Annotated in this window: 7 protein-coding genes; 6 read left to right on the top strand and 1 reads right to left on the bottom strand. The window is 29.3% G+C overall.

The window, feature by feature from the left end; all coding sequences use genetic code 11:
- Position 1 precedes the first annotated feature (1 nt).
- On the top strand, positions 2 to 1,882 hold the full coding sequence (locus KVH43_RS02460; protein WP_218283328.1) for a TnsD family Tn7-like transposition protein: 1,881 nt from the start codon (positions 2 to 4) through the stop codon (positions 1,880 to 1,882).
- A gap of 74 nt (positions 1,883 to 1,956) precedes the next feature.
- A complete protein-coding gene (locus KVH43_RS02455; protein WP_218283327.1) occupies positions 1,957 to 3,438 on the top strand; it encodes a Tn7-like element transposition protein TnsE in 1,482 nt (493 codons plus the stop codon).
- A 112-nt stretch (positions 3,439 to 3,550) separates the two neighbouring features.
- Here the strand turns inward: KVH43_RS02455 and KVH43_RS02450 are convergent, their stop codons facing one another.
- On the bottom strand, positions 3,551 to 3,874 hold the full coding sequence (locus KVH43_RS02450) for a hypothetical protein (RefSeq protein WP_218283326.1): 324 nt from the start codon (positions 3,872 to 3,874) through the stop codon (positions 3,551 to 3,553).
- Between the two features lie 147 nt (positions 3,875 to 4,021).
- Between KVH43_RS02450 and KVH43_RS02445 the strand changes: the two genes are divergently transcribed.
- The 4 genes from KVH43_RS02445 (at position 4,022) to KVH43_RS02430 (ending at position 13,888) form a co-directional block, all read left to right on the top strand.
- Entirely contained in the window at positions 4,022 to 5,287 is a 1,266-nt protein-coding gene (locus KVH43_RS02445) for a DNA methyltransferase (protein ID WP_218283325.1), read from the top strand.
- A 309-nt stretch (positions 5,288 to 5,596) separates the two neighbouring features.
- Positions 5,597 to 8,371: a DrmE family protein gene (locus tag KVH43_RS02440; protein WP_218283324.1), complete on the top strand. Its 2,775-nt coding sequence runs from the start codon at positions 5,597 to 5,599 to the stop codon at positions 8,369 to 8,371.
- Positions 8,358 to 11,963, top strand: a complete 3,606-nt coding sequence (locus tag KVH43_RS02435; protein WP_218283323.1) for a DEAD/DEAH box helicase family protein — start codon at positions 8,358 to 8,360, stop codon at positions 11,961 to 11,963. Before KVH43_RS02440 ends, KVH43_RS02435 begins: the two co-directional genes overlap by 14 nt.
- Entirely contained in the window at positions 11,960 to 13,888 is a 1,929-nt protein-coding gene (locus tag KVH43_RS02430; protein WP_218283322.1) for a DUF1998 domain-containing protein, read from the top strand. Before KVH43_RS02435 ends, KVH43_RS02430 begins: the two co-directional genes overlap by 4 nt.

The following is a 13,888-nucleotide window of genomic DNA, read 5'->3' as shown; positions in this document are numbered from 1 at the left end:
AATGCTTACATTTTTCACCGACCCCCATGAAGATGAATTATTATATGGAGCTATAGCTAGGTATCACTACTATATAGGTAATATTGATTACAAGGATACCTTAAGAGAATTATTTGGTAGGGATAGTGTTATCCCAAGCTTATATTTACCATGCAAGCTAGAGCATTTAGCAAAGCAGCTAGGGAAAAAATATACGTCAGATTACCTTATAAAAAACCATACACTTTTTCCTTTTTATGCTCCGTTTTTACCAAAGGAAAGGAAAAATACTTTAATAAATACCATGAAATTTGAGGATGGACAAGGTATTTATACAAGGCTTGGTATGGTAGCAGGAGGTATATGCAAGAAAGAAGGTATATATTATTGTCCACTATGCTCGCAGAAAGAGATAAAGAAATATGGAGAAGCCTATATCCACAGAATACATCAAGTCCAAGGGGTGTTTGTTTGCCCTGAGCATGAAGTAAAGCTAAAGAAATATAAAATAGATAAAACAAAAGCAAGTAGAATTGAATTTATAAGACTAGATGAAAAGTTACTAGAGCTGGATATAGAAAGAAAAGCTATTGATAAAGAATTAGTGAAAATAGCTCAAGCTGCACGTTATTTACTAGATAATGATCTAGCAGCATTTGATAAAGAGTTTGTAGCAAAGAAGTATAAAGAGCTTCTTGATAAAAAGGGTTTTTTATCGGTCAATAAGACAATACAGCAAAAGAAGCTATACAATGCGTTTATTTGGTTTTATGGAAAGGAGCTACTAAATAAGCTTGAATCCGATATAGATCAGGACGATGAATATAATTGGTTGAAGGTCATTTCAAGAAACAGTAAAAGAACAGTACATCCTATAAGACATATACTTTTTATCGATTTTCTAACTGAGGATATAAAACATTTTTTCAAGTCAAAGGAAGAAGGCTATTCTCCCTTTGGCGAAAGTCCCTGGCCATGCTTGAATCCTGTTGCAGAGCATTATAAAAAGGATGTTGTTACCAATTTGAAAATAACTGCTGATTATAAAACTAGGCTGCCAGTAGGAACCTTTTCTTGTACTTGTGGCTTTGTTTACTCTAGAAAAGGACCAGATCAATTTGAAGAAGATCGATATAGGGTGGGAAGAATTAAAGCCTTTGGACATGTATGGGAAAATAAACTCAAAGCATATCTAAAAGAAGAAAAGTATGGATTAAGAGAAGTGGCTAGATTAATGAAGTGTGATCCTAAAACAATAAAAAATTTTGATAAAAAATTAGGGCTTAACTATTTTGAAGGCTCTAAAGCAATTGTAAAGGAAGTAAAAGTTAATAAAGCTCAGGGAAAAGAAATTGATATACAAGCATATAAGGATAAGATTATAGGTACCATAAGAGAGCAGCCAAGTCTTTCAAGAACGCAAATTAGAAGACTATGTCAGAAGGAGTACTCTTATTTATATAGTCATGAAAAGGAATGGCTTTTTTCAAACCTTCCAAAGAAGATGAATAAGCAGGAGATTGATTATAAAAGTGATCAAAGAGTAGCTTGGGATGTAAGAGATACAGAAATAGTAGAAGCTGTAAAAGAAGCTCATAGGAAGCTATTAGCAAGCCAAAAGCCTATAAGAATCACAAAATCTAATATAGGAAAAATGTTAGGTATTCTTCCTACTCTTGAAAAAAATTTAGATAAGCTACCAAAAACAAAGGAATTTTTAGATAGTATTTTGGAAAGCGTAACGGACTTTCAAATAAGGAGATCCAAGAAAATAATAGATGAAAAAATAGCTAGAAAAGAGCCTGTTCGATTATGGGAAATCCAAAGACTAGCAGGGATTAGAACGAAGGCTTTTAATAAAATCAAGGACAGCTTAGAAGCATACATAAATAGGGGGGGATAAGCATCGGGGGTAAAGAAAACATAATTGTAAAGAATTGGCCTTTTCAACAAGGAGAAAAGGTTAAGCTATATTGGATGGATAAGCCCTATAAGCTCAACAATAAATGGATGCTAGATGTATATTTTAAGGGATACAAGGAAATTAAAAAAATTACTTTTGATTGGGCAACTATCCATTTTTTAGCCTTTGGGAGATATTATAAGGATGGGAATATCAACAATAGTGAGATTAAAAAGGATGCTACTATTATTGATTTAGATTTAAGTGATATTGCATTTGAAATAGTAGAAGACTTTTTAGAACTAGAAGCTGAAGGAAGCAAAAAAGACATTCCTACAAAAATATTTGTGGGACACAAAGACCAGGTTGAATATAGAATTCCTGCATTAGAGATTATAAGAGCTATTATTGCTACAAATAGATTTTTACTCAATAGAATTGTTGAATTAGACTCTCTTGATAAATACTTTATTTACAGCTATGATAAACAAAGAAATTTACATATAAATTTTTTTGATGAATATGAGAGAAAGCTATTAAATACAGAATATGTGAAGCATTTAGCTTGGATCATAACTAATGAGAGTATACTTAAAATGTTTAATCAAGTAGGAATGAAGCTATGGTTAAAGGAAAATATAAGCTTTGATTTTTTATTTAATCGCTTTAATATTAAAGCGAGAATAAGAAAGAAGAAGCATATTATAAGAATTCTAGAAATCATGGAATTTAGGGAAAAGGAAATCAATGCACAAGAGATATTTATAAGTTCAAAATATATTAAGCATATTAGAAAAATCAACCAACCTAAAAAAAGAAAATACAGAGCATTAAAGGAAACGGATGATAAGAAATTAGATCCTAAAGTAGATGGATCGAAAAATTCGGAGTCAGATTTTGTTGAAACATCTAATATAAAGCATGCTTACTCAAAGGATAGTAAAATCAATAGAGTAAAGATTGGAGAAAGCTATGTTAGAGACAATGAAGATGAAAATACTAAGCTTTATGAAATCGAAAATGAAGCTTTAAGAACTACAGCGGATACTGGGGGAATTGACAGAGCTAGGGGATTAGAGTATAAAAGCGTAGATGATATAAGTGTAGAAGGTGAGCTAGAAGAATTTATTGAGATTATGAAGCTATTAAAGAGTAAACCAAATATTAAAGATGTCCAGGTTATGATAAATGCTTTACCAGAAGGAAAGAAAGGTAAGAAATTTTCTAAGCTTCATGATGGAAAAACAAAGAGACAATATGTAGTAGGAAAGATAACAATGAATAATGGAAAAGAAATTAGCTTGCTAGAAGTAGAAAGAGAAGAAAGGTCTTTATCTATACTATTATTATATGCAGTGAAAGCAATAAATTGGGGAAATGTATATTTAAAAGTAATTCTTGGGCTAGTGAATAAAAATGGTACTTGGGACTCACAAGGCTTGAAGAAATTAGAAGGAAAAGGTATATTTTCTAAGAGAATTAGGCATAAGTATGATAAAAGTAGTATATACGATAAGTGTGAGTATATATATGAGAAAATTATAGAAAATAGTTAGCATAAATAATATTAAAAGTTTTTGATGTGTGAACCTATCAAAAATTAAATATTAAGTGAAAATTTTAAATTCTAGAATGGTATTTAAACTCCTTAAGTATCATTCTTTTTTACTAAGTTTTTCTTAGTGCTTGAATTTTTCTAAGGTAATGTCTATATCGCTTTGACATTGCTAATTCAATTAGGTGATTGTATTTAAATTTATTCTCATCAGCATATTCCTTAAATTGTATCCAAAAGCTAGGATTAACTGTAGTAGTAAGTTTATCTCTATCATAATGTGTGTATTTGCAAGCTAGTTCTTTTTTTAAAATATATTCTATTAATTCGTCAATAATTGAACCTTTAGTGATAAAAAGCTTAGTCGATATATAGTCTAATTTTTTATGAGTAGCCTTATTAAAGGTTAGATGAATTTTCAATCTGTTTCGTGACATAATTTACAACCTCCTATATGATATATTATAGTAAAATACTTGAGTATATGCAATATGTTTTATGTACATTATACACAAAATATGTTATAATGTTTATATAGTAATTTTCCAGATACTGTGTATAATTAAATTTAAGGGGTTGATTTTATGGCTCGAAAGCAACGTGCTTGGTTGAAGCCAATATGGAAAACAAATAAAAAAAAGTGGAAAAATCCAGCACATAATATTTGCTCGTACTTAGCTATGTTTCCCCCTTCTTTACCAAACTATTTTATAAAGCAATTTACGGAGGAAGGTGAAAAGGTATATGATCCCTTTTCAGGCAGAGGTACAACTGTTTTAGAAGCTGCTTTAAATAATAGAGTAGGAATTGGTAATGATTTAAATCCTTTAGCTTGTGTTCTTACTGGAGCTAAAACCTATATTCCTAAATATGAAAATATAATGCGTCGGTTATGTGAATTAGAAGAAAATTTTAATAATACATATATTTCTAGAGAGAGTATTCTAAGGATTGACCCTGATATAAGAATGTTATATGACGAGGAAGTAACATTGCCTATGCTGTTATACTTAAAGAATGAATTAGATATACGTAGGAAAATAGATCGATATATTATGGCTATTTTGCTTGGTATAATGCATGGCAAGCATAGAAAGGATGGCACATCTATGTATTTATCAATATCTATGCCCAATACCTTTTCTATGTCACCTAATTATGTTAGAAAATATATAGCCGAAAATAATTTAGTAAAATTACAACAAAATGTATTTGAATTATTAAGAGATAGAATAGCTAAAACATATCCATGGAACAGGGCTTTAAGAAAAGGTAAAAGCTATCAATATGATGCTTTAAAAATTAATAACTATAGAAGAATATTAAAGGATGAAGCTATAGATTTAATTGTAACTAGTCCTCCATATTTAAAATTAATTCGATATGGAAAATATAATTGGATACGACTTTGGATGTTGGGTAAAGATTTTGATATGGTAGATGATCAGCTGAAAATAAACAAAGCTTATGAAGAAGGCTCGAATATAAAATTATCAGATCGTTTAAAGCTAGAGGAATATTTAATATTTATGAGGAATTTGATATGTGGCTGGGAACGAATATTAAAGCCAGGTGCATTAGCCTGTATAGTAATAGGAGATGTGGAGGAGTTAAAGCTAGCTGAAGAAGTTTGGGAATATGTAGAGCCATATACTAATTTGCAGCTTGTTGAGATTATAGAGGATAAAATAGAAGGCAATAACAAGGTTACTAAAATTTGGGGGCAGGAAAGAAAGGGAGAAGCAACTAAGGTTGATAGGATATTAATTATATCTAAGGGGGAACCAAGAAAACCAAAATTTACGACAAAGGCCCAGATTAAGAAAAATTTTAAATATTTTTATGAATAAGCTAATTAGGAAGTGGAATCTTCTTAATTAGCTTTTATAATTAGATAAACATTATTGAGCCAATGTTTCAAAATATAATAATTATTGGGTATAAGCTTATTAATGAATATATGACTGTTACATTATTAAAAGGAAATTCAATGATTTTAAGAATGAATGTATTTCATATAGAAACAGTAACATGTAAAAAATACATATTATGATTAAATATGTAAAAATATGAAGGGGATTCTATTTCAAATGTCGAAATAATAAACATTATAAATACGTTTGTATTCTAATAAAATGCAACCTTTGGAGGTTTTTGTTTTGTATGGACAATTATCAGAGCAAAGAAAAAAGCAAGCACTTAGTAGTATAATTCCAGAATCCTTGCAGGTGAATAAAGAGATACATGAATTGTACTTTAAAAATTTAATAGATTTATCAAATGAAGATTTAGGGAGAGGAATGTTAAGCCATGAGAAGTATTGTTTATTTGAAAGTATAAATAATATCAATTTTCAATCTAAACAAGCTAAAGTTAATTTAAATGAGATAGACAATATTATATTAACAGTATCATTAAAAGCATATATGCTTTCAAAAAATAATAAACATGAGGGGAATATTGCTTTTATTATGCCTCCTTTTTCATATGCGTTTCCACTATTATTGTCCTATCATCTAATCCTACAGCATTTAGTTAGTAGCTTGTTATCGAATAATGAATACAAATTCAGTGTGGGTTCAGGGATATTAATAATATCTGATAATATTGAATTGCTATCACATATTTGGAGAACCAGTATAAACGGAAATTTTTTAAGGGATTTTTTTAATATATACACAATTGAAGCAAATACGTTTAAGAAGTTTTCCTTTAACAATAAAAGGGAAAATAGCAAAATAAAAAACAAAGATGATGGAACATTACCATGGATTGCTTTATATAGAGCATATAGAAAAAATCTTCCAGAGGAAATTAAGAAAGAGGCAGATGTAATCATTGTGGATTTAGTACCTTATAGACATAGGGGGAGGGCTGAACAAATTATAAAATGGGCACAGGAGCATTCTAAACATGTGATTGCAATAGCTCCTAATTTTGATCAATCAACATATAAAGCAATAGCTACTTTCAATAATATCATTCCAGTAAATCAAAATTCTATCTATCTCTTCAATAATTTTTTTGTAAAAAAAGAATGCTTCAAGACTAATTCCATAACAGCATCGTGGAATATCCAAGCTTCATTGCCTTATTTAGATAAAGCTGAGTCGAATATTAAAATTTACAACATCATTGAAGCAAATAAGGTGAAAAATAAAATAAGAGATGCCTTCATTATTTTAAAGAGATCATATACTAAAAAAGGTAATCTAAGTAAAGGCTTTAAGCGAATGAAAGATATGTTGATTAAGTTAGTATCATTGCCTTTACCCTTAGTATGGTATGAAAGAACTAGATTAGCAGAGGGAAAGGCTACTTTAAGACAATTAATTAATGCTTGTGAAAAAATACCAACGGATACTTTAGAAGAAGAAACCATAAAAAAATTTATGATGCCCCATTTAAAGCATAAAATACTTGAAATATATGAGTACTACTATAAGAAGGAAGGTAGTCCTCGAGGAGAGGTTATTTCTAATATCGTTAGGGCTAATGTTTCTAACAGAAATAAAATTACTATTATTGTAGGGGAGAAATTAGTAGCTCAAGAATATAAACTATGGTTAAGAGCTTCTTTATATTTAAGTACGAAAGACTTATCTAGAATTGAAGTCATAACTCAATCAGATTGGGCAAGAAAACAAATAAGAGAAATATTTAACCAAGAGGATAATGCTCCAAGTATTATTATATTAACAAATCCGTGGAATAAAAAATATCTAAGCTCATTTTATTTTTTAGCAAAAACAAAGTTTTATATTGTATGTGGATTTTATGAAAAAAAGATTATTGATTACCAAATCAATATGGTTTTTAATAAAAGTTTTGTGAAATATTTAAAAAATGCCTTCAATAATTTATTTAAAGTAGAAAGCAAAATATGGGATACAGTACCTAAAAATAATAAAACATCCATAAGTATTGTAGATTATAAAGTAACGCAGCAGTATAAGAATGAAAAAAAAGAAAATTCGCCAATAGACAAAATAGATAAATTATTTGAAGATGAAAAGCTATTTAACCTTATGGAAGATGAATTAGATGAAGAAATAGATATGAATATTTGTGAGCAGATAAGCTATGATATTACAAGCTATGCAGAAAAAAGGTATGAGTATATATCATGTGTAAAGCTACATGTGAATAAATTAAATGAAAAAAAAGGAAGGATTGAAGAGCAATTAATATTTGTCTCAAGGGATAAAGCATTTAGAGTAAAAAGGTTTGATAAAGATGAAGTTGATAGTATAGGACCTTTTGAATTTAAAAGAGGTGACATTCTAATAAGGCTCAAGCAAAAGGAACGTAGGGAGATATTTGATGAGCTTTTAAATATGGCATCGAATACATTAGTAATGAAATGGATTGAGCTTAATGTAAATGAATGGCAAGATATGATGAAATTAATTTGGAAGAAATTTTATAGTTCATATCAAAGTAAAAGTGCTATTTATCAAAGGATACTAGAAGAAATTAATGCATATGGTGGAAACATTTCTTCAGTTTTAACAATTGGCAATTGGATAGAAGGAAAAGTGTCGTTAGTAAGAGATGAAAAAAATTTATATGCCATAGCAAAAATTTTAAAGGATGAATATTATACTAGGCGTATTAAATCTATTTACAAGGCAATGAAAGAGCTGTGGGGGATATATATCAAATTAGGCAAAGCTCTAGGAAAAATTATAATGAACCAAGTAAATAATATTTCATCAAATATTACAATTAATACCAATGAATGGATTAGTCTAGGAAAGGATATTTATATAAGTACTCAAGATGTATTAGAAGTATTAGAATTACTAGAAGTGCAGCAGCTTGAATACGAAAAGGAATATTTAGTGCATTCTGCAATTTTAGAAAAGGTAATTAGCAAAGACAATTATCATCTGATTAAAAAAAAGGGGTTATTGAAATATGATGAAAAATGAAAAAGTAGAAAAAAGAATTAATGACGAGGTAAAAATAGTAAAGCATTTACATAATGTCATAAAAGATGGGCTTTTAGGAAGAAATGAAATAGAAGTTATTGGAGAAGAACCTACAAGACGTTTTTTCTCTGGAGTATTATTTTCAGATTCAGAATTCAACAATGATATTAATGAAGAGAATAAGGTAGATTTTCAAATACAAAGAGTTAACCTTTTTAAAAATGTTAATTTAGGGTTGGAATTTTTAGTTGAACCAATGGAAGAAAAGATAAGTGGATATCTAAGCTTTTCTTTTAATTTATATCCAAGATATTTCCCAAGCTATGAAGAACAACGAAAAACACTTGAATATTTGAATAAAGAGGAGGATATAGAGCTAAATAGTGATGAATTCAATATGATGGATTCTGAAAATAATATTAGCAACATAAAAAAAGATAAGGGCTTAATGCTGTTAGAGAAATATAGACAAGTGAAAATAGAAGTAGAAGACTATTACTTTGAGATAAATACAAAAAATCTTAAGAAAGAAAGTTTTTTACTTAAAGATATAATAATAGATCAGTTTAAAAGCAAGGTGGATATGAAGGATTTTTTTTCTATTAAAGAAAGCTTTATAAATGCTAGAGGCTTTGTACCTATTTATGAAGTACCAAATAGTGAAGATGAATTTAATAAAATGATAAGTAATATAAAGGATGAAAATTTTAATATACCAGAATGGAACGCAGAAATTGTTATAGATCCAATAACATATAAAGATAGATCTGGAAAAACACTATTTAAAATAGTTGTTTCTTTAATTAATAAGACACCTAAAGTGGATATTTCTGGAAAAGAAAAACCAACTGGGCATCCTTTAGAATTTTTTGATTGTAATTTATCAGTAAAAGTCGATAAAAATATACATAGATATTTTGAATTTGATGGAGCACCAAAGGATTATAAATATGATAAAAAATATAAAGTTAAAGGGATAAATTGCGTTGGTATATCTGAAGAAATTAAGAATCATATAATACTATCGACAGAGACGGTGCCCTCGTATTTTCAGAATCATTATAGAACTCGTGAAGACCTAGCGGTTAAATTTGATGATTTAGCTGATAAACAAAATACAATTAAAGTATTAAAGCAAATTGCATTGGAAATGAAGAAATATTCAAGTAATTGGCAAGCTTTCATAAATAATAATGGGGACAAGGAACAGCAATTAAATACAAAGGAAGAGGTAGAAAGCTGTATAAAAGATATGGAAGCTTTTGAAAAAGAGATAGAGTCTTTTGAGTTAGGTATTTATACATTGGAAAGAGACGATAGACTAATGTTAGCTTTCAATATTATGAATAAGATTTTTAGTGAAGCTAGTAAATATTCATCATGGAGACTATTTCAGATTGTTTTTGTGGTTAGAATATTACCCAGCTTATTGGTTAGAGAATTACCAGAAAAAGACATTTTAAGTAAAGAAATAAAGGAATCTGCTAGCTATGCAGATGTGCTATGGTTTCCTACAGGAGGAGGAAAAACAGAAGCATATTTTGGATTGATTATATGTGCCTTATTTTATGATAGATTAAGAGGCAAAAAAAGAGGATGTACAGCATGGATAAGATTTCCGCTAAGAATGCTATCAAAAAACCAGTTGGATAGACTAGCTAAAATATTAATTTATGCAGAAAAATACAGGCAAACTTCTAATGAATTATTAGAAAAAGGAGATCCATTTTCTATAGGTTTTTTTGCAGGTGGAAGTAATACAGATAATTTTGTCAATAAAAGAAAAGTAACAGAATATATGAGAAATGAAATTAATAAGAAAAAGAGGATGATGATTCACAAATGTCCTATGTGTAATAAAGATTTGACACTAGAGTTTGATAATGATTATTGGAAATTTATGCATGTTTGCACTAATAAAGATTGCTTTGTCTATAAAAGTAGCTTGAAAGGGAAATTACCATTATATATGACAGATTCCGAAGTATATAGATTTGTACCTAGTGTTTTATGTGGTACTGTAGATAAGCTTGCAATTCTTGGTAGATATAGAGAGTTTTCTCATATTTTTGGACAAGTAGGAGGCTTCTGCAAGAAGCATGGTTATTTTTCAGATAGATGTATTGTTGGAACCTATGATGAATATGGGGCATGTGATGCTAAAGCAAAAGAAACAAAATTATACAAAGCTCAGTTAGAAGAGCATAAGAAAAATGTATTTTATGATCCTATACCATCATTATTAATTCAGGATGAGTTACATTTATTGAAGGAGGAACTAGGGGTTTTAAATGGACATTATGAAGGAATGCTTAATGAGTGCTCTCGGTTGTTTGGAAGAGAAAAATTTCATTTACCTAAAATAATTGCTGCAACAGCTACTATTGAAGCTTATGAAAAGCATGTAAAGCATTTGTATTTAAGGCGCGCTAGGAAATATCCTTCAATGGGCTTTAAAAATGGAGAATCCTTTTATGCTACGAGTAAGCCTATTATAAAAAGACGTTTATATATGGGTGTTCTTTCTCATGCTCGGTCACAAGACGAAGTAATAGGAAGATGTTTATATCTTTACCATAAAGAAATTTTGAGACTATACTCACAGGCAAAGAATTCTTGGAAAAAAATATGCTTAGAAAGTATTAAAGATGAAAAAGAATTTTTTGAATTTATATCAAACTATGACCTTTCAGTAGTATATGTTAACAAAAAAGCTATGGGACATGATGTGAAACGAAGACTGGATGAGTCTGTATATTTGGATTTGAAGAAAAATATAAATTTAGATTTTGATATGCATACAGAGATATTAACTGGCGATAATGAAATGGATAAAATCGTGAAGGTTATTGATAAAATTGAAGCGGATGGAAGTTATATGAAGTATAAAAATAAGTTGCATACTTTAATAGCAACTAGTTTAATTAGTCATGGTGTAGATTTAGAGCGAATCAATGCTTTCTTTATGGCAGGTATGCCATCGAAGTATGCGGAATATATTCAGGCTAGTAGTCGTTCTTCTAGATCACATACAGGCTTAGTACTTGTTAGCTTTAGGGCTAATGATTTGAGAGAAAGGTCTCAATATGAGTTTTTTATTCAAAACCATATATTTTTAGATCGATTAGTGGACCCAGTACCTATTAATAGATTTGCGATTAAAGCTATTGAAAGAAGTATATCTGGATTATTAGCAGGTTTACTATATTGTGTTCATTCGCAAAGACATAAGTATACTCTTTATAACTGTGGACAATATCAAAAATATATAGCAGATCAAAATACAAAAGGAAATCGTATTGAAGATGAGCTATTAGAGTCTTTAAAAAGAATTATTGGAGTAGATAGTGATTTATTCTCAATTGTAGCACGGGAAAAGGCTGAAAAAGCTATTGAAAAAGCTTTTCAAGATAAAATTTATATTTTAAATAAGCAACCATCAACAATGAAGATAAAGGATGAAAATGTACTTAATCCAATAACAAGCTTTAGAGATATTGAAGAAGGTTTAACCCTACAGTCAAACTTTGAAACGGATTATATTTTAAGATTTGCTTTTGATGAGTTTAACAAAAAAGAAGGAAGTGAGTGATAATGCCAAGTCTTAAACGAGGAACAAGTCAAGTAATGTTTAGATATTTACCAGGAGCATTATTTGCTGATTCTAAAATATGGTACATAGTTACAGATATGAAAATGAAAGAATTAAATGAAAATACTGAGCATTTGTTACAAAATGTTTATAGCTTTGTAGATAATTGGATAATAAACAATGACTTAAAGAATGATTTATATCCAAAAAGAGATGATATGTATTGCTTTGGAGAAGTGGAGGAAATTAAATTTGAATTATTTCCTTTAGTATTCAAATGTGATAATGAAGCATGTGGAAATGTACATGAATATAAGAGTCTCGAGGAATTAAAAAGAAGGAATCCTCAATTAAAATGTAAATTTTGTGGTCAAGGCAAGCTGAAGCAGTATCCTTATGCTTTAGTACATTTAAATGGAGATATACAAGCTTTAAATGTTAAAACAAATAAAGGTAAGAAAACTTGGGAAGAAAAATATAGGGGTATAAGGATGAGAGATACGCGTCGCTTTGATACGGCTACTTGGTATAATTATATACAGAAAAAATCTCTTGGTTCTTTGGGTACTAAAAGGACAACTTTACCTTTAACAAAAACAATGAGAGATAATAATAAATACTATTTAGGAGGATCTTATATTGCAGATGGAAGTAATTATTATCCAGCATTATTATCTTTTGTTAATTTAGAGCATGAGAAATTGTCCCAAAGAAAGGAATTAGACATTTTTCCATATGTTCAAATTGGAGCATTACTTGGATTGCCTTCAATTAATAAGGAAAGGTATAATGAAAATTTTTTAGAAAAAGATAGTAGTAGTACAATAAGAAAATTGCTAGAAGCTGCTAAAAATAATGCAGAAAAAGAACTGTTAATGAAATTAGCAAAAGAAACTAATATTCAACCTAATGATTCAAAGAAGAACTTGATGGATGAAATACAGAGTTTGTTTGATCAAGCTGTTCCAATAGAATTAATAAAAAAAGATAATCTTCTACATGAATTTTTATATACATGTTATGAGAATAATGGAAGTACATTGGATGAAAAGCTTAATGAAGCTCAAGAAAGCTATAATTCAATTCAAGAGACTGCTTATATTAATGCAAAGGATGAAGCTACGAATTTAGGTCTTGACACCATAACTCTATTTGAAAAATTTCCTGTTATTACAATGGGGATAGGTTATACAAGAAGAAGCTTCGATCGCTCTAAAGCTGTTCTAAATCCTTTTGTACAAAAGATTAAAAATAATAGGCATAAAATTCATATTCCTGTATTTAAAAATGAAAATGAAGCGATTGTATTTAAGCTAGATCCATTAAGAGTATTAGCATGGCTAAAGGTAAATGAGCTTATAACAATTGATATGAATAAAAAAATGACAAAAGCTAAAGCGCATGCAATATTATATAAATATTTAGTTTTTTCATATAATTCTAACGAAGATCTATCGAAATGTAAATTAGAAGACTATATGAATGATAATAGAATGAAGGCTTCTATTTTGACTTTTCGATTGTTACATTCTTTTATGCATGTACTATTTCATTCTGGTAAATCGATCATAGGGCTGGATGTAGATAGTATGTCAGAATATTTATTTCCTTCATGTATGGCAGGTGCTATATATGTATCGAAGCTTCAAGGTGGTGGTATGGGAGCACTTATTGCTGCATTTGAAAATGATTTGGCTAGATGGTTAAGGAATACATATGAAAAGACTCAAACGTGTTTGTATGATCCAATATGCAAAGAAAAAAGTGGTGCATGTCATGCTTGTTTATTTTTAAAGTTTTCATGTCAACATTTTAATCATGGTTTAAGTAGAAATTTATTAAATGGTGGAGAGGTAGAAAATTATGCTATCAAGGGGTACTATTCGATAGAAGTAGATAAGATGCTTAAAAGCTGGGATGTGTAG

This window comes from Crassaminicella indica (assembly GCF_019203185.1).
Taxonomy (GTDB): Bacteria; Bacillota; Clostridia; order Peptostreptococcales; family Thermotaleaceae; genus Crassaminicella; species Crassaminicella indica.
Note: the sequence above shows the minus strand (reverse complement) of the source record. Positions and strands in the feature narration are given on the sequence as shown.

Coding starts and splice junctions, on each gene's coding strand:
- KVH43_RS02460 (WP_218283328.1), top strand. CDS start 2: ATGCTTACATTTTTCACCGACCCCCATGAAGATGAATTATTATATGGA.
- KVH43_RS02455 (WP_218283327.1), top strand. CDS start 1,957: ATGGATAAGCCCTATAAGCTCAACAATAAATGGATGCTAGATGTATAT.
- KVH43_RS02450 (WP_218283326.1), bottom strand. CDS start 3,874: ATGTCACGAAACAGATTGAAAATTCATCTAACCTTTAATAAGGCTACT.
- KVH43_RS02445 (WP_218283325.1), top strand. CDS start 4,022: ATGGCTCGAAAGCAACGTGCTTGGTTGAAGCCAATATGGAAAACAAAT.
- KVH43_RS02435 (WP_218283323.1), top strand. CDS start 8,358: ATGATGAAAAATGAAAAAGTAGAAAAAAGAATTAATGACGAGGTAAAA.